Raw genomic sequence first — 19,436 nt, 5'->3', positions numbered from 1 at the left:
AAGGTGGCGATGACCGGCCCCGACCATCTCGACGCGGATCGCCTGTCCGCGCCGGGCGGGGAACCGGTGCTGGTGGTCGATGCAGCGCGCTGGCGCCGACCGCGCGCGCCCGTTCAGGCGGTGGTGATCGGCGTGGACGAAGCGGGCGATCTACCGCCCGTGGTCGCCGACGATTTCGACCTGCTGCTGACCGGCGCAATCGCCCCGTCGCGCCCGTGGGTTTCGCTGGCCAGAGCGCCCGGCGCGGACATGCTCGCGACGGCCGTTCGGCAAAGCCCGCTTGCCGCAACCATCGCGGCGCAGGTGCTGCGGATGACCGCCCGGCTTTCCTTCCCAGATGCACTCGCGGTCGAATCCTTCGCCTATTCCACGCTTCTGGGGGGTTCCGAATTTGCGCGCTGGCGGATGGGACGCAATCCTGGCGATACCCTTCGGACCCCGGATGATCCATTGCAGATCGAGCGCGAAGGCGACCGGGTTATCGTCACGCTGAACGATCCGGTCAGCCGCAATGCGATGTCTGCCCCCATGCGCGACGCACTGTATGAAGCGCTGGCCAATATATTGGACGACCCCAGCCGCCCTGCCGTCACGCTTTGCGGTGCCGGGCGTTGCTTTTCGAGCGGGGGCGCGCTGGACGAGTTCGGAAGCGCGCGCGATCTGGCCGAAGCCCATGCCGTCCGCACGCTCCATAGCTGCGCCCGCGCGCTCGACGCGATCGGCGAGCGCGGCGCCGTCCGCCTGCATGGCGCCTGCATCGGCTCCGGGATCGAAATCGCCGCCGCCGCGCATCGGCGCATCGCAGCCCCCGACGCCTGGTTTCAGCTCCCGGAACTCGGCATGGGGCTCATTCCCGGCGCGGGCGGCACCATCAGCATCGCGCGGGCGATCGGTCGGCACCGGACGCTTTGGATGCTGCTCTCGGGCCGACGGATCAAAGCGCCCACGGCGCTGGAATGGGGACTGGTCCATCATGTCGAGGAGGCGGCTTGACCGCCTTGCTGGACGCCGTGGCGACCGCAGGCGAGCGGTTGATCGCCGCGTCGGACGGCCGCATCGCGTTCGATCCGCGCCGCGCGCTATCGCGCGCCGACGATCTTGATCTTGCGCCTCCCGGCGAATGGTCGCCCAATCGGCATTGCAGGCTGATCCCCTGTCAGGACGAATGGATCGCCGTGTCGCTCGCCCGCGACGCCGACCGCGATTTAGTGCCGGCGTGGACCGGCTCCGGCTTCGATGAGGCCCCCTGGGACGCCATTGCCGCGTCGGCAAGAGCAAGACCGGCGACAGCGATGGTGGCCGATGGCGTCGCGCTGCATCTGCCCGTCGCCCGCATTGGCGAAGCATCGCCGTTCAAGGCGCCGGATCTCTATGAGGGCGCTCGGGACAATGGCAGGGTGCTTGACCTGTCCGCGCTGTGGGCCGGCCCCTATTGCGGCGCCCTGCTCGCCGAGGCGGGGCATGAGGTGGTGAAGGTCGAAAGCACTGCCAGGCCCGATCCTACACCCGTCCACACGCCGCGGCTCGACCGGCGGCTGAACGGTCGAAAGCGGCGGCGAAACATCCTCTTCGAACCCGGTGCGTTGATGGCGATGGTTGCAAAGGCGCGTGTATTGATCACGTCGGGGCGCCCCCACGCGCTGGCCCGGCTCGGCCTTGGCGAAGCAGAGGTTTTTGCGGCCAATCCCGATCTGCTATGGATCGCGATCACCGCGCACGGCTGGCGCGGCGACGCGGCGATGCGGGTCGGCTTTGGCGATGACTGTGCGGCCGCGGGCGGACTGGTCGCCTGGAACGGCGACCGCCCGAACTTCATGGGCGACGCGCTCGCCGACCCGCTCACGGGAATCGTTGCCGCCACCCTGGCCCTCGAAGCCCTGGCTGCGGGGCAATGCGGCGTGATCGACATCGCGCTGGCGCGAACCGCCGCCCATTTTGCGCGGATCGTCGCATGATGCTCCGTTTCGATCTGGTCATCCGCAACGCACGAACGCAGGACGGACGCGCGGTCGACGTCGGGATATGCGAGGGCCGGATCGCGGCAATGGACGAGCGCGTCTCCGGCAAGGGGCCGGAATATGACGCGGCGGGGCAGATCCTGGGGCCGGGTTTACACGACCATCACCTGCATCTCCTCGCCGCCGCGGCGCGGCGGGAGTCGGTCGATCTGTCCGGCTGCCGGAACGCCGACGCGATTGTCGATCGGCTGCGACGTGCGACGGGCACGCCGGTCACCTGGGTGCGCGCGATCGGCTATGACGAGCGCGTGGCAGGCCTGCCCGACCGGGCGGTGCTTGATGCCTGGCTACCGGACCGCCCACTGCGGATACAGGATCGCACCGGGGGCTATTGGCTGTTGAACAGCGCGGGGGTGAGGCGACTGGGCGGCCCACCCTTTCCCGCCTGTGTCGAACGATCGGCGGATGGCGAACCGAACGGACGAATATGGCGCGGCGACGCCTGGCTGCGCGGACGGATCGGCGGCCAGCCGCCGTCGCTCGCGGCGCTTGGCGCGACGCTGGCGCGCTGGGGCGTTACGGCTGTTACCGATGCCGGTGCTTCAAACGGTGCCGCCGAAGCCGCGCTGCTTGCCGGTGCATTGCCCCAGCGGCTGACCATCATGGGCACGGAGGCGCTTCCCGCTGGTGAGGGATATCGGCTCGGGGCTGTCAAGCTGCTGCTCGACGAAAACGACCTGCCCCCGCTCGCGCAACTCGCCGCCCGGATCGATGCAGCGCGCCGTTTGGGTCGGCCTGTCGCCGCCCATTGCGTCACGCTGGGCGAACTGCTGTTTTACCTCGGCGCGCTCGACCAGGCGGGCGGAACCAAGCCGGGGGACCGGATCGAACATGGCGGAAGGATCGCCTACAGCCTGATCGACGATATTGCGGCTGCCGGCCTGATCGTCGTGACCCAGCCCAATTTCATCCACGATCGCGGCGACCGTTATCGCGCCCAGATGCAGGATGATGAATTGGGCGATCTTTACCGGCTGGGCTCGTTGATCCGTGCGGGTGTTGCGATGCGCGGCGGATCCGACGCGCCTTATGGTGAGCTCAATCCGTGGATCGCCCTGCGCGCCGCGACCGATCGCCGGACGCAAAGGGGGCACGTTATCGGCATTGATGAAGCCATCGGCCGCGAAGCCGCGCTGGCGCTGTATGAGGCGGGGGCGCTGCACATTGGCGGTCCGGCGGACCTGATGCTGTACGATTGGCCGCGCGATCCCGGTGCGCTGGGCCATGTCGGCCTGACCGTCATCGGCGGCGACATCGTCTGGCAGGCCTGACCTTCAATCGCGGACCAGCAGCATCGCCCCCGCAAGCGGGCCACCGGCGGTCGAGGTCGCGCAGACGCGGGGCTCGCCCGCGACCTGCCGCGCACCACCGCGGCCCCAAAGCTGGATGCAGGTTTCGTGCACAGCGCCATAGGCATGAAGGCGTCCGGCAGACAGCGCGCCCCCGCCCGTATTCACCGGCAGGTCGCCATCGAGCGCGATACGCCTGCCGCCCTCGATAAAATCCTTTGCGCCATAGCGCTCGCAAAAACCGAAATTTTCCAGCCAGTTGATGGTGTGGTAGCTGAAGCCGTCGTAAAGCTGGGCGATGTCGACATCGACGGGTTTCAGGTCGGTTCGGCTCCACATCATCTCCGCCACTTTCGGTTGCGCCTGGGTGTCGAGCGCATCGAGCTGCGTCCAGCTGTTGCGATAGCGCATCGACGATCCGATCGCCTCGATACGCACCGGCGGATTTTTGAGCGTGCGTGCGACGTCCATACGCGACACGATAATGGCAACGGCGCCGTCGATGGGGACGTCGCAATCATAAAGACGCAGCGGCGTCGCGATGAGCGGTGACGCCAGATAATCGTCGAGGGTGATCGGCGTGCGATAGATCGCCTTGGGATTGAGCGCAGCGTTGCGACGCTGGCCCACCGCAATCTGTCCGACCTGATCGGGCCGGATGCCGCTTTTGTGAACATAAAGATTGAAGAACAGCGCCTGCTGCAAAGCTGTCGAATAGGTATAATAGGGTGCATACCAGGCAAAGGGGCCCGCCTGCCGCTGTCCCTCGCGCAGCAGCGAATTGGCATAGAAGCTCTTGCGCGCCGTCGCTTCATACATGGTGCGAAAGATGAGGACGTTGCGACATAAGCCCGCGGTTATCGCACCGATCGCGTTGAAGACGGCGCCATATTGCCCCGGCGCCTCCCCTCCCCCCGCATACCATCCAACCTCCAGCCGCAAGGCGTCCTGGAGCGCCGCGCTGCCGACCGGGGAAAAACCCGAACCGTCGGCGCGTTCACCGGGCCAGGTGGCGATCCCGTCGATCTCGGCGCGCGTCAGTCCGGCGTCGGCGATCGCTTCCAGCGCCGCATCGACCGTGAGCGCCAGCGCCGACTTCGCCGCGCCGCGCGACACGTCCGACATGCCGATGCCGGTGATAGCGACATTTTTCTCGGCGAAGCGGGTCATGCCGACGGCACCGGACGAAAAAGCGGGATCCACAGGTCCTCAGCCGCCTCGAAAACGACCTCCACCTCCATGTCGAAGCGCACATCTTCGGCCGCGCAGCCGATGATGTTGGTGGCAAGGCGCACATCGTCCTGTTCCTCGATCGCCACGAGCGCAAGGACATAGGGCGCGGAAATATCAGGCACCCAGGGCTTGTGATTGACGGTGAAGGTAACGATTCGGCCGCGCCCCGACACAGGCTGCGGCGCGACGTCGCGGCTTTCGCAACAGGGACAGAACGGGACCGGCGGATGCACGAAACAGGCGCAATTCGCGCAGCGATGGATGGCAAGCTTCCCCTCGCGCCCCCAGGTCCAGAAAGCTTCATTGTCCCGGTCGATCACCGGAAGGGTTCGCGTCAGCATCGGCCTCTCCACTTATTAAACCAGGTCATAAACCAATAGTTGACACATCGTCAATTTTTGCGAGAATGTCGACAAGAACAAGCCAGCCGAGAGGAGAGTCGCCATGCAGATGGACGATATGATCATCATCAGCGTCGACGATCATGCGATCGAGCCCCCCGAGGCCTTCATCCGCCATTATCCGGCCGGAAAGAAGGATCGCGCCCCGCACATCGTCCAGGACAATGGCAAGGACATCTGGCTGTGGAACGGACAGCGTTACCCGACCATCGGCCTGAATGCCGTGGTCGGCCGCCCGCGCAGCGAATATGGCATGGAACCGAGCGCCTTCGATCAGCTTCGCCCCGGCACCTATGACCCCAAGCTGCGCGTCGATGACATGAACGCCAACGGCGTGCTCGCTTCGCTGAACTTCCCCACCATGCCCGGCTTTGCCGGCGGCACCTTTGTCGGCATGGCCCAGAAGGCGCCCGACGAAGCGCTGCTCGCCTGCCGCGCCTGGAACGACTGGCATGTCCAGGAATGGTGCGCCGCCGCGCCGGGACGCTTCATCCCGATGTGCCTCGTTCCGATGTGGGACATGGACGAAACCCTGAAAGAGCTGAAGCGGATGAGCGACCTTGGCGTTCATGCCGTAAGTTTTTCGGACAATCCCGCCAACATCGGGCTGCCCAGCATCCACAATGAATATTGGGAGCCTTTCTGGGCTGCCTGTTCCGATTACAAGATGGTGATCAACTGCCATATCGGTACCGGCGCGCGCGCAATGCACCCGTCGAGCGAAAGCCCGATCGATGCCTGGATCACCGCAATGCCGATTTCGATCGCCAATTCGGCAGCCGACTGGACCTTTGCGACATTCTGGCAACGCTATCCCGAATTGCGAATGGCGCTGTCGGAGGGGGGAATCGGCTGGATTCCCTATTTCCTGGAACGTGCCGATTTCACCCACGAACATCATCATGAATGGACCCACACCGATTTCCGCGGCGAACGACCCTCCGACCTGTTCAAACGACACATCATCTGCTGTTTCATCGACGACCAGTTCGGGGTGAAGAATCTGGAATATATGAACGAGGACATGGTCGCTTACGAATGCGACTATCCGCATTCGGATACGGTGTGGCCCAACGTCCCGGAATATCTTTGGGCGTCGGTCAACGGCCTGCCCAGGGAAACGATCGACAAGATCACGCACAAGAATGTGATGCGCGAATATGGTTTCGACGCCTTCGGCCTGAATGGCGGACGCGAAAACTGCACCGTCGCGCACCTGCGCGAACTGGGCAAGGATGTCGATGTCAGCCCGCGGCACAATCTGGGCGGGCTGAAAACCGAGAGCATGGACGCGATCGGCAAGGCCAAGCGCCCGGTGACGTCGGGCGACATCGAACGCATGTTCGCATCGGCCTGAACGATGACCAGTCTAGCCGAACGCTGTCCGGTGGCACGGGCGGGCGCCGATGCCCCGCCCGCCCCCGCGCATGTCCCGCCCGACCTTGTGCTCGACACCCGCTTCGCGGCGGGCATCGTCCCCAACGACCTGGCCGAGCCCTATCGCCCGATGGACGTGGTGCGCGACGAGGCCTTTCCGCGCATCCATTATTATCCCTGGCCGATCAGCGGCAACCGGCACGGCGCGTGGGTCGTGACCCGATATGAGGATATTCGCCGCGTCTATGAGGATAACGAGCTTTTCTCCTCCGAAGGCGTCGCCCAGTTCCAGGCACTGGCCGGCGAAACCTTTCCGTCGATCCCGCTTGGCATCGACCCGCCCGATCATGGCCGTTACCGCAAGTTCCTGAACCCCTGGTTCACCCCCGTTGCGATGAATGCGCGCGAACCGCGCATCCGCGAGATCATCGGCGGGATGATCGACCAGTTCGCCGACAGGGGCGAGGTCGATATTGCTTATGATTTCGGGCGCGTGTTCCCGGTGCGCGTCTTTCTGGATCTGATGGGTTTCCCCTTCACCATGTTCGACCAGTTCCTCGACTGGGAGTTCGCCATTCTGCACGACGACCGGATCGACAAGAAGGTGGAGGCGCTGACAGCTGTGCTGGCCTATCTACGCGGCTTCATCGCCGACAAGCAGGCCAGCCCGGATGCCAATCTGGGCAGCTATATCGCCAATGGTTCGATCGACGGCGTCCCGCTCACCGACGATGAAAAGATCGGCATAACCTGGTTCCTGTGGCTGGGCGGCCTCGATACCGTCGCCTCGACGGTCAGCCAGATGTTCCGCCGTTTCGCAATGCACCCGCAGCTTCAGAAACGGATCCGCGAGGACAAGTCGCTGATCAACTCTGCCGTCGAGGAGTTTCTCCGCACCCAGCCGCTCGTCAATTCGGGGCGCAAGGTGAAGCGCGATTTCGAATGGCACGGCGTACAGATCAAGGCCGGTGACTGGGTGACGGCATTCAACACATCTGGGAACTTTGATCCCCAACAGTTTGAATGTCCCCATCAATTCGACCCGGAGCGCAGGAACAACCGCCACTTCACATTGGCTGGCGGGGTGCACATCTGTCTGGGCGCGCATCTGGCGCGGCGGGAGCTTCGCGTGCTCCTCGACGAATGGTTCACCCGTATCCCGTACGAGTTCCGCGTGCGCGAGGGCGCGGATACGACGGTGGTGCCCAGCCTGTTGTCGATCCGCAATCTGCCCATCGTTTGGGACTGCAAGGCCGCCTGACAAGGAAATAGGAATGCCATTTCTGAAATATGCCGACGCCATCTATGTGGGCGGCGAATGGGAGAAGACCGATCGGCGCGAGGCGGTGATCAACCCCGCGGACGAAAGTCTGCTGATCGAGGCACCGGTCGGCAGCGCGCGGCAGGTCGAAGCCGCAATCGGCGCTGCTCGCCATGCTTTCGACAGAAGCGACTGGTCGCATCTGCCGGTCGCCGAACGGCAGAAAATCCTGACCCGCTTTCTGGACGCGCTGGATGCCCGCAAGGGCGCAATCGTCGACATGATCGTTGCCGAGGCGGGCGCGACGCGGATGCTGGCGGAGTTCCTGCAATATGGCATCCCGATGAAACATGCGCGGCGCACGGTGGAACTGGCATCGCGGCCCGCCGTCACCCCGCTGCCCGTCGAACTCACGCCGAACGCGCAGGGCCGCACAACGCTGGGCACCGGCGTGGTCAGCCGCGAGCCGGTCGGGGTGGTGGCCGCCATTTCCCCCTATAATTTCCCCTTCTTCCTGAACGTCGGCAAGGTCGTTCCGGCGCTTGCGGTGGGCTGCACGGTGGTTCTGAAGCCGTCGCCCTACACCCCGATGGAAGCGCTGATCCTGGGCGAAATCGCCGACGAGGTGGGATTGCCGAAAGGCGTTCTCAGCATCGTGACCGGCGACATCGAAACCGGCAAGCTGCTCACCACCGATCCGCGCGTCGATCTGGTGCATTTCACCGGGTCGGACAAGGTCGGCGCGATGATCCAGGCGCAGGCGGCGCCGACGCTGAAACGGATCGTGATGGAACTGGGAGGCAAATCGGCGCTGATCGTCCGCAGCGACGCGGACATTCAAAAGGCCGCCGCAGCGGGATTGATGGGGTTCACCACCCACTGCGGCCAGGGCTGCGCGCTCACCACCCGCCATTTGGTCCACAACAGCGTCCGGCCGCAATTTGTCGAAGCGCTGAAAGGGATGCTGACGCATATCAGGATCGGCAACCCCGCCGACCCCGCGGTCAATTACGGCCCGTTGATCCGCGAAGTCGCGCGCAAACGGACCGAGGATTATGTCGCAATCGCCCGCGACGAGGGCGCGACGCTGGTGTCGGGCGGAAAACGCCCGGAAGGGCTGGACAAGGGCTTTTATTTCGAGCCGACGCTGTTCGACAATGTCAAGAATGACAGCCGGCTGGCCCAGGAAGAGGTTTTCGGACCGATCGGGGCGGTCATCGGTTTCGACGATGACGACGAAGCGATTGCCCTGGCCAATGCCAGCGATTTTGGCCTGTCCGGCGCGATCTATTCGGCCGATGCCGGGCAGGCCTATCGGATGGCGCTCAAAATCCGGACCGGCGGCGTATCGATCAACGGCGGCGCCGGCACGATGCAGTCCGATGCCCCCTTCGGCGGTATCAAGCGGTCGGGCTATGGCCGCGAATATGGCGAGGATGGCCTGAACGAATTCACCTATCAAAAGGTGATCGGTTTCCACGCCGAATAGGAAAGGGACGAGGCATGACCAAGGTAATGGAAGGCGTCCGCGTCCTGGAAGTCGCACAATTCACCTTCGTGCCGGCAGCGGGGGGCGTGATGACCGACTGGGGGGCCGATGTGATCAAGATCGAGCATCCCGTGCGCGGCGACGCACAGCGCGGTATCCAGATGCTGCAACGGCTGGCGGTCAATCCGCAGCGATCGTCGCTGATGCAGCATCCCAATCGCGGCAAGCGCAGCGTCGGCATCGACATTTCGACCGAAGAAGGCCGCGCGCTGCTGTACGAGATTGCCAAGACCGCCGATGTATTTCTGACCAACTATCTGCCGTCGGCGCGGCAGAAGCTGAAGATCGATATCGAGCATATCCGCGCTGCCAACCCCGACATCATCTATGTCCGCGGCAGCGCCTTTGGCGACAAGGGGCCGGAACGCGACAAGGGCGGGTTCGATTCGACCGCCTATTGGGCGCGCGGCGGATCGGCGGTGCTGGTAACGCCGAAGGCGCTCGACGGCCCGTTGACCCAGCCCGGCCCGGCCTATGGCGACACGATCGGGGGCATGAACATCGCGGGCGGCATCGCGGCGGCCCTGTTCCACCGCGAACGCACCGGCGAAGCCACCGAGGTCGATGTGTCGCTGCTGTCGTCCGGCATATGGGCCACCGCCTGCTCGATCGATGTTGCGATGGAACTGGGCAGGGATCCCTTTGAAAACCAGATGCCCGGCGACGCGCAGGCGGTCGGCACCAACCCTTTCATGGGCGTATTCAAGACATCGGACGGGAAATTCATCAACCTGACCGTGCTGTCGCCCGGCCCCTATATCGAGGATGTGTTCGGCCATCTGGGCATCCCGGAGGCGGCGAAGGATGAACGCTTTTCCACCGCCGAAGCGATCATGGCGAATGCTGCCGAAGCCTATCCGCTCGTCAAGGAGGCGATCGCGGCAAAGCCCTTCGATTATTGGACCCGGCAGCTCAAGACGATGAAGGGCCAATGGGCGGCCTATCAATCGGTGCACGATGTTGCCAGCGACGAACAGGTGCTGGCCAACGACCTGATTTTCGAGGTCGAGAGCGCCGATGGCGGTCCGCCGATCCGGCTCGTCGCCAATCCGGTGCAATTCGATCGCGCGGGCGTCGAAAACTGTCGCGCGCCGGAAGCTTCCGAACATACCGAATTGTTCCTGATGGAACTGGGCCTCGATTGGGAGCGGATCGAAGCGCTGAAGTCCAGCAAGGCGATCGCCTGAAACGGAAGCGAGCATGGCGGATCCTCCGCTTCGTGTCGGGATGATCAGCGCCGCGTGGGGCGCAAAGGCTGTTTAATCCCGCCTGATCAGCATCGACCCTGCGATAAACCCGCCACCCATTCCGCAGACGGCGGCTTTGGCATCCTTTACCTGGCGGCCGCCGCCCTCGCCCCATAGCTGCACGCAGGCTTCGTGCAGCAGGCCAAAGCCGTGCAGGCGCCCGCCCGACAACTGGCCGCCGCCGGTATTGACCGGATAGCGCCCGCCCGGTCCGATATGCCCCTCTGCAATGAAATCCTTCGCTTCGCCATGCCCGCAGAAACCGAAAGCCTCCAGCCAATAGGGCACGAAAATGCTGAATCCGTCATAAAGGGCGAGCACGTCGACATCGGCCGGTTTCATGTCGGTGCGCGACCACAGGTCGGCGCAGGCATCGTGCGCGCCCATTGTCGTCAGGTCGGCGCGCTGGTCCCACGTTTCCTGCGATTCGAGCGCCGACCCCATTGCCTCGATGGTCAGCGGCGCCCGTGCGCAATCCCTTGCGGCGTCGGCGGCCGAGACGATGACCACGCACGCCCCGTCGATCGGCACGTCGCAGTCGAAAAGCCCCAGGGGCGATGAGATCATTCGCGCGCCCAGATAATCCTCCATCGTCAGCGGCGCCTGCATTACCGCAGCGGGATTGTGCCGGGCAAAGGCGCGCTGGCCGGTGGCGACCATCCCCAGATGCTCGCGCGTCATTCCGAATTCGTGAAAATAGCGCGTCGCCATCCAGCCCGCCCAGTTCGACGCCGACATGGCATTGGCGGGAACGAGATAGCTGTACCAGCCACCAAGCCGCGCCCGGCCCGATCCGGGAATGCTGGCCCGCTGCGCCGCGGTTTGCGAACTGCTTTCGGTAAGCGCGCGAAAGCAGAGGACATGCCGCGCCTGCCCCGTCGCGACCGCCATTGCCGCGACCATGATCGGCGCCATCTGTGAGGGGCCATCCGGGATCGCGCTGTGCCAGCGAGTCCTGAGGCCCAGCGCATTGCGGACTTCCCCCGTGCCCAGGGGCGACATGCCGGGCGAATTGTCCGCCTTTCCGGGATAGGTGCAAATGCCGTCGATGTCGGTCCTTGTCAGTCCGGCGCTGTCCAGCGCGCGCCTCGCGGCTTCGACCAGATGCAGCATCGCCGGGCGCCCGGTCTTTCGCCCGATGTCGGACATGCCGACCCCGGTGATCGCGGCGTTGATGCTCATTGGACGGGCTCCCACTGCGGGAACCAGATGTCGTCGATCGCGTGGAAAACCGCGCGCATCCGCTGGCCGATATGGACGCTTTCGGGGGGTGCGTTCACCACCTCAGCGGTAATACGGACGCCCGGCGCTTCATCGACATCGACAACCGCGAGGGCAAAGGGCACCGCCATTCCCGGCGCCCAGGGCTGGTGGTTGACGGTAAAGCTGTAGACCGTACCGGTGCCGGGGACGGCCCGGCTCTTTACCGCCGTGCCCCAGCATTTGGGGCAGACGAGCTGCGGCGGATGAATGGCATGATCGCAGTCGTCGCAGCGCGCGATCAACAATTCACCCTGCGCGCCGCCGGTCCAGAAGGCGGTGTTTTCGGGTGTGAGTTCGGGAAGAGGTCTCATGGCGTTTCCCTGATGGAGCGGGGAAGGAGGAAGGCGATCAGGATCGCGCCGACGCACAGTGCGACGATCGCCGTGACGGCGAGATCGTAGGAAAAGGGCGAGGGATAGACCTCGTCCCCGCGGCGCACGACATCCACCGCGAGCAGGGTCGTGACCATCTGGGCACCGATGCCCAGGAAAAGCTGGCGAATGACGGTCAGCATTCCCGAAATCTCGCTGATCCGCTCGGGCGGCGACGCCTGTGCGATGATCGTCGGCGCGACCGAAAAAAGCATCGTCGCGCCGAATGAAATCAGGATGAGCTGTGCGACGACCATCGGAAAGCTGTTCACATCGAGCAGGAACCAGACGAGCCAGCCCGCCGTGGTGAGCGCGCCGCCGACAACCAGCGCGAAACGGCCGCCGCCGCGCCCCGCGAGCCAGCCGCCGAGCGGCCCCGCGAAGGTCGAGCTGAGGTTCGAGGGCAGCTTCGCAAGGCCCGCGAGCGTCGCCGAAAATCCCAGCCCGGCGACGGTCCAGGTCGGCGCCTGCATCAGCAGGGAGAAAAAGACGGTGATCTGAAGCGTCCCCATCGACACCAGCGCCGTCACCGCCCCGCCGATCGCGATCGTACGATTGGAAAAGCTGCGGACCGCGATGAGAGGATTGGGGCTGGCAAGGCTGTGCCGCATCCACCAGAACAGCAGCAAGGCGCCCGTCAACAGCGGCCCGAGGGTCCACGCACTGGACCAGCCCCACGTCTTGCCCATGCTGAAGTAAACGAGGACGAGCGCCACTCCGGGAGCAAAGGCCAAGCCCGAAATCCAGTCCACCGGGGCGCCGCCATATTGACGCGGCGAGGCCGGGACGAAAGCGCGGGTGGCGAGCGCGGCGGTCACACACAGGCCCGCGCTGGCAAAGAATATCCCATGCCAGTTAAAGCTGTCGACGATCATTCCGCCGACGACAAGCCCCGCCGCCGTGCCGATCGATGCACCGGAAATCATCAGTCCGATACCCATCGGCGCCCGGTCCCTCGACATGTTTTCATGCACCAGCCCGATACAGAGCGGCAGGATCGCGCCGGTAACGCCCTGCATCAGGCGGCCCGCCAAGAGGACGGGAAAGCTGGTTGACAGGGCGCTGATCAACGAACCGATCGCGCCGATCGTCAATACAATGATCAGCGTCTGGCGTCGCCCGAACAGGTCGCCGAGGCGGCCGACCACCGCGGCGATCGCCGCGCCGACGATCAGATAGCCGGTGATCAGCCAGCCCACCATCGCCGGATTGCCGAAATCCTCGATCAGCCGCTTGAGCGCGGCAAGGATCATCGCCGTTTCGAACGATCCGGTGACTTCCGCGACCCAGAGGGCGCCGATCAACAACGGCAGGTTGCGCCGGTCCCCCACCCTATTCGGCTACCTGCTTTGCTCCCTCGGGCGCCCCTTCCTGTGCGGCGCGCACCTCGATGAGATCGACGCCGATGTCGGCTGGCAGACCGATGACGGCCAGCAAGGCTTCGGCCATCGATTCCGGGGTCGCCGAGTCCCCGCTCATTGCAGCGTGGCCGGTTTCGACGATTTTCTTGTAAAAGGCGGCGACGGTTTCCTGTGACCAGGCTTTTCCGCCCGAACCGCCCTTCACCGAACCCGAACGCAATATGGTGACGCGAATATCGTCGGATCGCAGCTCGTCGCGCAGCCCGTTGCACAGGGTTTCGACTGCTGCCTTTGTCGCAGCGTAAAGCGCCAGCATCGGAAAGGGCATTCGCACCGATTCGCTGCTGATCGCGACGATCTGTCCCCCGGTGGCGCGCAGGTGCGGAATGCTGGCGCGGATCAGCCAGGCAACCCCCAGGACATTGATATCGACATGGTTGCGGATCATGTCGTCGCTGCCTTGCTCGAAAGCGAAGGGGTGATAGACGGCGGCATTGGCAATCACCACGTCGAGGTGGCCGAACGCCTCCACCGCCCGTGCAACGGCTCTATCGACGGCTTCGGGAACCGTAACGTCACAAGGCAGAGCCAGCACCGCTTCCCCGAAATCGTCGGCCAGCGATGCCAGTTCGTCGGAAGGCCGCGCAAGGCAGGCGACACGCATCCCGTTTTCCACCAGCGCGGCAACGAAATGCCGCCCCATCCCCTTTGACGCGCCGGTTACGATCGCGGCCTTGCCAGCCAGCCTTTCCATCCCGAATCCCCGATTTCCGTGTTTTCCTGTTATTTTTGACGATACGTCAATTTTTTGCCATATCGCAACCCCGCTGTTAGGATGATGGGCGAAAATTGGGGCAGGACAGGCTATTGATGAACGAACCGGCGCTCGCGCAAGCTCCCGCGCCCGAACGAAATGGTCGCAAGCTGGGGGCAAAGGGACAGCGGACACGGCGACAATTGATTGAGGCGACGGTCGAGCTGCTGAAAACGCACGGACTGCGCGATGTGTCGGTGGTTGATGTCGCGCGCGCCGCGAATACGTCGCCCGCAACCTTCTATGTCTATTTCAAGGGGGTGCCCGAAGCGGTGCTCGCGGCGCTGGAAAATAGCAGCCAGACCTCTCCCGAACTGGAGGCGTTGATGGCGCGCGACTGGCTGGCGCCGGGTGGGGCCGAGGCCGCTGCCGCCTTTGTCGAAGAATATACCGCCCTTTGGAACAACAATCGCACGATCTTCGTCGTCCGCAACCTGGCTGCCGACGAGGGCGATGACCGTTTTTACGAGGCCCGGATGACGCAGGCCTTGCCGATCATGAATGCGATCAGTCACCAGATCGAGCGCGCGCAGACGGCCGGGCGCATCCCGGCGTCGCTTTCGCCGCGCGCCTGCGCCGGCACGATCTTGATGATGCTCGAACGCCTTTCGGCGATCGGGCCGATGAGCCGGGAGGAAGATCGCGTCGGATACGCCAGTCTGAAAGCCGCAGCGGCGCACAGCCTCGCGATGATGCTGGGCGTCAGGGACTGACGTTCAGCAGACCCCGCGCCGGTCAAGCCGACGCCTCGGCGATCATTTTCTGAATGTCGAGCACGCCCGTCGCCAGTCCGCCAGCCAGGCCCGCGTCGACGGGCAGGCACACCCCGCTGATGAAGCGTGCTGCATCGCTGTTTAGCAGGATCAACGGCAATGCCTGTTCCTCGGCTGTCGAATAGCGTCCCTTTGCCTTGGCAAAGGCGCTGAGCACCGCATCCCCGGCGACCTTGCGAAATTCGCCAAGCATCGGCGTGTCGATGGGGCTGGGCATCGTGCAATTGATGCGGATGTCCTGCCCGATCAGGTCGGGGGCGCGAACCTGGGTCCAGGTATTCACCGCTTCCTTGGCAAGGCTATAGGGATCGCCGATCTCCTCGGCGCGTTCGCGATACCATTTCCGCGCTTCGTCGAAATCGGTAATGGCGAGGAGTTCGCGCAGCAGCGGCTGACGGGTCAGCCATTTCATGCCGCCGAGCGACGACACGGATACGATCGCGGCGCCTGGGTTGAGGTGCGGAATCCAGCCTTCGGTCCATGCGCGAATGCCCAGGAAGTTGACCGTAATGACATCCTCGCCCGGAAAGGTCTGTGGCAGGCCGGAGACGTTGAAAACGGCGTCTATCTTGCCGCCGATCTTCGCGATACCGGCGGCAATCGCCTCGGGGTCTTTCAGATCGACTTCAGTGAAGGAAGCAAGGCCGACCGGCGAGGGCTTGATGTCGGCGCCGTGCACCTCGGCGCCCAGTTCCACCAGCAATCGCGCGCAAGCTTCGCCAGTTCCCGAAAAGCAACCCATGACGACGACACGTTTGCCCGCGTAGCCCAGAATATCCTTTGCCATACCACCCTCTCTCACTTCTAGTTTTTCTCGAAAATCAAATAGAAATCGAACAAGACGCGCCATTGACATAGTGTCAAAAATCGATCGGGGAGTTCCAGGGTCAGGACCCTAGTCGAGCGGCGCCAGCCTGGTCTCCGCAAGGCCGCCCATCGAATCGGCAAGCAACGCGGCTTCCCTGGCGGCGTGCGCGTTGCAGAGGATGATCGCTGCTTCCGTTTCGATGCCGCCGTCGCTTACCGCCTGACAGAAGGCCGACCAGGCCGCGCCATGATCCGGAAAATCGCGTCGCAGCGCGGCGCTTATCTCCAGCCGCTCGGCAGCGTGGAAGCCTGGCTGATAGCGTTCGATCGCCCGCCACCATTTGATGAGCCGCGCCAAGCCTTTTGCCTTAACCGCCGCCTGCTGGTCCGAAAGGCGGGGGACGATCGTGTCGCGAATATCGTCGAGCGCGACGGCAAAGCTGCGATCATGGGCGCCCGGCGCCGCATCGGGCATCGCCACTGGCGGCAAGGCGACCCCCGCCGCCTCTGCCAGCGCCTGCGACAGAACGCGGCGGTGGATCGTCGAATAGACGAGGTTCATGCCGAGATTGGGCGGCGGCGGGGCGTCGGGATCGTCGTAGCGCGAACGCCGGGCGAAAGCCGTCTGAAATAAAAGCCGCCAAAAGCGCAGCCGCGCGCGGTCGACGCTATGCCCCCCCGCCGCTTCATATGCCGCGAACGCCTGGGGCAAGGGCACGAAGCCCTGAAACAGCATCCGCAAGCAGAGCATCGCCAGATCGGCCATCGGGTCGCCATAATGGACCAGTTCCCAGTCCAGCAACGCGGTCACGCGGTCGCCTTCGAACAGGAAATTGCCCGGCCCGGCGTCACCGTGAACGATGGCCGGCGGCGGCATGTCGGCGGGGATATTGGCCTCCAGCCAATCGAGCGCAAGATGGATCAACGGATCCCAGGCGCGGCCGCTGTTCCCCGCGCGCAGACCGGCGATACGGCGCCGCGCAAACACATCGGCGGATTCGATCGGTCCCATGCCTTCGATGGGCTGTTTCGCAATGTCGATGCGATGGAGCGCGGCCAGCTGTGCCATGAAATCGGCGGCGAGCGCATCGCGCTGAACCGGATCGGTGATCGCGCCGAAACGGTCGCATCCGGCAACCAGCCCGCAAACGAGCGCGCGTTGATCTGGCACTGAGGCATAATAGGGCGCGACGCGCACCCCGGCCAACGCCAGCGGACCCGACAGCGCGCGCAAAACTGCAGCCTCGCGCAGGAAGGACGCATCATCGCCCGCCCCCGCCCGATGGACGTCGTAATTCATATAGGCGCTGGCGGTGCGTCCGTCGGGCCAGGCCAGATCCAGTTCCGCCCCGTCGCGCGAGGCGCCGCCCCCGCCGCGCGGTCGAACCGCGACGACCCGCGCGCCGCTGGCCTCTTCGACAGCAGCGGTCAGCCCTTCGGGAAGCAGCGAGGCGGGGAGCCTCGTCATCCGACAACTCCCTGAGCGCGAAACTCCGCGATCTCGACATCCGAAAAGCCGATTTCGCGCAATATTTCATCGCTATGCTCACCTACGGCCGGACAGCAATAGCGGAATGCAATTGGCGTGTCGCCAAAGTTCCAGAAAGCGCCGGGCTGCTCGACGATGCCGTACAGCGGCTGCGGCAGAACCGAAACCAGACCCATTTCCCGGTGGACGGGATCGTCGAAAAAACGGTTCATCGCATCGTCGAAGCTGACACGATCCACCGGCACGCCGGCTGTCTCCAACGCGGCGAGCAGATCGCCCGAATTGCGTTCGCGGGCAACCCGTTCGAAATCCGCGGGGCCCACACCGAAAACCCCGGCCATGGCATCGCGGCGTTTTTGCGTATGGGCCGCCACCGCGATCCATTGGCCATCCGCGCAGGCATAGATGCGGTGCCAGGGCGAAAAGCCGGTCTGATCCCTGCTGAGGTGATAGGTTTCGGTGAGTTCTCCGTCCGGCCCGATCAGCCGCTCGCCCTGCGTGAAGGCCGCAAGCCCGAGCAGCGACGTTTGCGTCGTATAGCCGCGTCCGGTCGTCCGCAGGGCATAGAGAGACGCCGTCAGTTCGACGAGGCAGCTTTGCGCAGTGGACACGTCCATCGTGCCCGGACGGTTGAAAATCGGTCTATTCCCCTCTCCGGCGTTTTCGAGTTCCCAGCCTGCGATCGCGTTGAAGATGGAATCATAACCCGGCCAATTGCCCCGCGCCCCGCGCTGGCCATAGGCGCTGGAATAGTTGAAGGCGACATTGGGATTGTGCGCGCGAATGCCCTCTTCGCTCAACCCCAGCTTGGCCGCACCCTTGAAGCGCATATTATGGTGTACGACTTCGGCCCATTCGAGGAGGCGTTTCAATATCGGCTGCGCTTCCGGCTTGCGAAGATCGAGTGCCAGGCTGCGCTTCGAGCGCGCCGCCGCCTGAAAATAACGGTGCATGAAGCGGATGCGGTCGCCGGTCAGCGCCTCCACCTTGATCACGTTCGCCCCCATGTCGCCCATCATCGACGGTCCCATCGGCCCCGCAAGGAACATGCCGAAATCAAGCACCCGGACGCCTTCGAGCACCTGGGAGGGTGCGCCGCTAGCGGAGGAGGCGACCCTGGCCGTCCATCGTCGCTCGCCACCCTCGCCAAGCCGCGGCGCGGGACGGCCTTGCCGCAGATCGGCGTCGCTGTGAAAGGGTGTGTTGGGTTGGCGGGTCAGCCCAAGCTGCGGATCATCGACTTCAATGACATAGCCATTGGCGATCACCTCCTCGTGCCGCAGCACCTCGCCCATCGGATAGGCGGGTTCGGCAGCGATGTCGGCGGCGCGAAGATCGGCCAGCCAGTCCGAAAGCGGACGACGGCGAAAGGCGTCCTCCACCCCTTGCGGGGTTTCGAGGTCGATGTCCGCTTCGGCCATCACCTCCCACATCGTCGGCATGGTGGCATAATCGAACTGGCGGGTGGGATCCATGATCTGCAACCAGTCGCCGTCCTGACACTGGAACAGTTGTTGCGCGATCGGTCGCGCCTGGTCGGGCGGATAGGTTTCGGGGTTGGGCATCGGGCCTTCGCTGTTGCGCGCCCAGACCAGCGGCAGCGTCGACATATAGCCCTGAAAAATCGAGGTGTGGGCGGCGCCGCCGCGCCCCGACCGGAGGCGCATGACCAACCGCGCCAGAATGCCGGCGGCGGCCAGATGCGCGGCCGCCCAACTCCCCTGCCGATAGCGATAGACGATCGGCCCCGCGCGATAGCCGTCATTTTCATAGAGCGCGCCGATCCGTGCGGCGACGAGCAGTTCGTCGTCGCTGCGTTCGACATCGGGATGGCCCATCGGCGATCCGGTGATCGCGCAGACCACGAGATGGGGATAGGTTCGGGCAAGGCTGGCGTCGTCCAGGCCGAGCGCGCGGGCACGCGCGGGGGTAAACTGGTGCAGCAGCGCATCGGCGCCCGCCAGCCGTTCGGCCAGCGCCTCGCGCCCGCCCGCATCGTCCAGATCCAGAACCAGACTGCGCTTGCCCCGGTTCCAGTTGGCAAAGGGTGCGGTGCCGCGCGCGGGATCGCCACCGGGCCGTTCGACCTTCAAAACGTCGGCCCCCAGCTCGGACAGCATGAGGCCGGCAACCTGGACCGCCATCCCCTCCCCAATTTCGACGATATTCAGGTCGCCAAGCAT

General features: G+C 64.5%; 17 protein-coding genes. 8 read left to right on the top strand and 9 right to left on the bottom strand.

Annotated features, from left to right (window positions below; genetic code table 11):
• Positions 1-9 precede the first annotated feature (9 nt).
• From SALA_RS04585 to SALA_RS04575, 3 genes are read left to right on the top strand one after another with little or no spacing between them, the layout of a single operon-like run.
• Positions 10-993, top strand: a complete 984-nt coding sequence (locus tag SALA_RS04585; RefSeq protein ID WP_011541215.1) for an enoyl-CoA hydratase/isomerase family protein — start codon at positions 10-12, stop codon at positions 991-993.
• Positions 990-1,955: a CoA transferase gene (locus SALA_RS04580; RefSeq protein WP_011541214.1), complete on the top strand. Its 966-nt coding sequence runs from the start codon at positions 990-992 to the stop codon at positions 1,953-1,955. Before SALA_RS04585 ends, SALA_RS04580 begins: the two co-directional genes overlap by 4 nt.
• Positions 1,952-3,289, top strand: coding sequence for an amidohydrolase family protein (locus tag SALA_RS04575; RefSeq protein ID WP_049754588.1), 1,338 nt, complete (start codon positions 1,952-1,954; stop codon positions 3,287-3,289). Before SALA_RS04580 ends, SALA_RS04575 begins: the two co-directional genes overlap by 4 nt.
• A 3-nt stretch (positions 3,290-3,292) precedes the next feature.
• On the opposite strand, the gene SALA_RS04570 is transcribed toward SALA_RS04575, so the two are convergent.
• The gene (locus SALA_RS04570; RefSeq protein ID WP_011541212.1) at positions 3,293-4,477 is read right to left on the bottom strand and encodes a thiolase family protein; all 1,185 of its coding nucleotides are present in this window, start codon (positions 4,475-4,477) and stop codon (positions 3,293-3,295) included.
• A complete protein-coding gene (locus tag SALA_RS04565; protein WP_011541211.1) occupies positions 4,474-4,881 on the bottom strand; it encodes a Zn-ribbon domain-containing OB-fold protein in 408 nt (135 codons plus the stop codon). Before SALA_RS04565 ends, SALA_RS04570 begins: the two co-directional genes overlap by 4 nt.
• A 103-nt stretch (positions 4,882-4,984) precedes the next feature.
• Between SALA_RS04565 and SALA_RS04560 the strand changes: the two genes are divergently transcribed.
• The 4 genes from SALA_RS04560 to SALA_RS04545 are packed head-to-tail and all read left to right on the top strand — an operon-like array spanning position 4,985 to position 10,315.
• Positions 4,985-6,298 carry an amidohydrolase family protein gene (locus SALA_RS04560; protein ID WP_011541210.1) on the top strand — a complete coding sequence of 438 codons (1,314 nt, stop codon included), beginning with the start codon at positions 4,985-4,987 and terminating at the stop codon, positions 6,296-6,298.
• A gap of 3 nt (positions 6,299-6,301) precedes the next feature.
• A complete protein-coding gene (locus tag SALA_RS04555) occupies positions 6,302-7,579 on the top strand; it encodes a cytochrome P450 (protein WP_011541209.1) in 1,278 nt (425 codons plus the stop codon).
• A gap of 13 nt (positions 7,580-7,592) precedes the next feature.
• The gene (locus SALA_RS04550; RefSeq protein WP_011541208.1) at positions 7,593-9,068 is read left to right on the top strand and encodes an aldehyde dehydrogenase family protein; all 1,476 of its coding nucleotides are present in this window, start codon (positions 7,593-7,595) and stop codon (positions 9,066-9,068) included.
• A gap of 14 nt (positions 9,069-9,082) precedes the next feature.
• Positions 9,083-10,315, top strand: coding sequence for a CaiB/BaiF CoA transferase family protein (locus SALA_RS04545; RefSeq protein ID WP_011541207.1), 1,233 nt, complete (start codon positions 9,083-9,085; stop codon positions 10,313-10,315).
• A gap of 72 nt (positions 10,316-10,387) precedes the next feature.
• Here the strand turns inward: SALA_RS04545 and SALA_RS04540 are convergent, their stop codons facing one another.
• Genes SALA_RS04540 through SALA_RS04525 form a run of 4 tightly spaced genes read right to left on the bottom strand, consistent with a single transcriptional unit; the run spans position 10,388 to position 14,124 of the window.
• The gene (locus SALA_RS04540; RefSeq protein ID WP_011541206.1) at positions 10,388-11,557 is read right to left on the bottom strand and encodes a thiolase family protein; all 1,170 of its coding nucleotides are present in this window, start codon (positions 11,555-11,557) and stop codon (positions 10,388-10,390) included.
• Positions 11,554-11,949, bottom strand: coding sequence for a Zn-ribbon domain-containing OB-fold protein (locus SALA_RS04535; protein WP_011541205.1), 396 nt, complete (start codon positions 11,947-11,949; stop codon positions 11,554-11,556). The genes SALA_RS04540 and SALA_RS04535 overlap by 4 nt, the downstream gene beginning before the upstream one ends.
• The gene (locus SALA_RS04530) at positions 11,946-13,316 is read right to left on the bottom strand and encodes an MFS transporter (RefSeq protein ID WP_153802637.1); all 1,371 of its coding nucleotides are present in this window, start codon (positions 13,314-13,316) and stop codon (positions 11,946-11,948) included. Before SALA_RS04530 ends, SALA_RS04535 begins: the two co-directional genes overlap by 4 nt.
• Before the next feature lie 25 nt (positions 13,317-13,341).
• Complete coding sequence (locus tag SALA_RS04525; RefSeq protein ID WP_011541203.1) at positions 13,342-14,124, bottom strand: SDR family oxidoreductase; 783 nt, start codon at positions 14,122-14,124, stop codon at positions 13,342-13,344.
• Positions 14,125-14,240: 116 nt separating this feature from the next.
• On the opposite strand from SALA_RS04525, the gene SALA_RS04520 reads away from it, so the two are divergent.
• Positions 14,241-14,897: a TetR family transcriptional regulator gene (locus SALA_RS04520; protein WP_011541202.1), complete on the top strand. Its 657-nt coding sequence runs from the start codon at positions 14,241-14,243 to the stop codon at positions 14,895-14,897.
• Positions 14,898-14,919: 22 nt separating this feature from the next.
• Here SALA_RS04520 and SALA_RS04515 read toward each other — a convergent pair whose 3' ends face one another.
• From SALA_RS04515 to SALA_RS04505, 3 genes are read right to left on the bottom strand one after another with little or no spacing between them, the layout of a single operon-like run.
• A complete protein-coding gene (locus SALA_RS04515; protein ID WP_237700921.1) occupies positions 14,920-15,807 on the bottom strand; it encodes a coniferyl-alcohol dehydrogenase in 888 nt (295 codons plus the stop codon).
• Between the two features lie 45 nt (positions 15,808-15,852).
• Positions 15,853-17,232, bottom strand: a complete 1,380-nt coding sequence (locus SALA_RS04510) for a phosphotransferase family protein (RefSeq protein WP_011541200.1) — start codon at positions 17,230-17,232, stop codon at positions 15,853-15,855.
• Positions 17,229-19,436, bottom strand: coding sequence for a CoA transferase (locus SALA_RS04505; protein ID WP_041383087.1), 2,208 nt, complete (start codon positions 19,434-19,436; stop codon positions 17,229-17,231). The genes SALA_RS04510 and SALA_RS04505 overlap by 4 nt, the downstream gene beginning before the upstream one ends.

It is taken from the genome of Sphingopyxis alaskensis RB2256 (genome assembly GCF_000013985.1).
Lineage (GTDB): Bacteria > Pseudomonadota > Alphaproteobacteria > Sphingomonadales > Sphingomonadaceae > Sphingopyxis > Sphingopyxis alaskensis.
This window is presented reverse-complemented; position numbering and strand designations above follow the sequence as displayed.

Coding starts and splice junctions, on each gene's coding strand:
- SALA_RS04585 (WP_011541215.1), top strand. CDS start 10: ATGACCGGCCCCGACCATCTCGACGCGGATCGCCTGTCCGCGCCGGGC.
- SALA_RS04575 (WP_049754588.1), top strand. CDS start 1,952: ATGATGCTCCGTTTCGATCTGGTCATCCGCAACGCACGAACGCAGGAC.
- SALA_RS04570 (WP_011541212.1), bottom strand. CDS start 4,477: ATGACCCGCTTCGCCGAGAAAAATGTCGCTATCACCGGCATCGGCATG.
- SALA_RS04565 (WP_011541211.1), bottom strand. CDS start 4,881: ATGCTGACGCGAACCCTTCCGGTGATCGACCGGGACAATGAAGCTTTC.
- SALA_RS04560 (WP_011541210.1), top strand. CDS start 4,985: ATGCAGATGGACGATATGATCATCATCAGCGTCGACGATCATGCGATC.
- SALA_RS04555 (WP_011541209.1), top strand. CDS start 6,302: ATGACCAGTCTAGCCGAACGCTGTCCGGTGGCACGGGCGGGCGCCGAT.
- SALA_RS04550 (WP_011541208.1), top strand. CDS start 7,593: ATGCCATTTCTGAAATATGCCGACGCCATCTATGTGGGCGGCGAATGG.
- SALA_RS04545 (WP_011541207.1), top strand. CDS start 9,083: ATGACCAAGGTAATGGAAGGCGTCCGCGTCCTGGAAGTCGCACAATTC.
- SALA_RS04540 (WP_011541206.1), bottom strand. CDS start 11,557: ATGAGCATCAACGCCGCGATCACCGGGGTCGGCATGTCCGACATCGGG.
- SALA_RS04535 (WP_011541205.1), bottom strand. CDS start 11,949: ATGAGACCTCTTCCCGAACTCACACCCGAAAACACCGCCTTCTGGACC.
- SALA_RS04525 (WP_011541203.1), bottom strand. CDS start 14,124: ATGGAAAGGCTGGCTGGCAAGGCCGCGATCGTAACCGGCGCGTCAAAG.
- SALA_RS04520 (WP_011541202.1), top strand. CDS start 14,241: ATGAACGAACCGGCGCTCGCGCAAGCTCCCGCGCCCGAACGAAATGGT.
- SALA_RS04515 (WP_237700921.1), bottom strand. CDS start 15,807: ATGGCGCGTCTTGTTCGATTTCTATTTGATTTTCGAGAAAAACTAGAA.
- SALA_RS04510 (WP_011541200.1), bottom strand. CDS start 17,232: ATGACGAGGCTCCCCGCCTCGCTGCTTCCCGAAGGGCTGACCGCTGCT.
- SALA_RS04505 (WP_041383087.1), bottom strand. CDS start 19,436: ATGCTTGGCGACCTGAATATCGTCGAAATTGGGGAGGGGATGGCGGTC.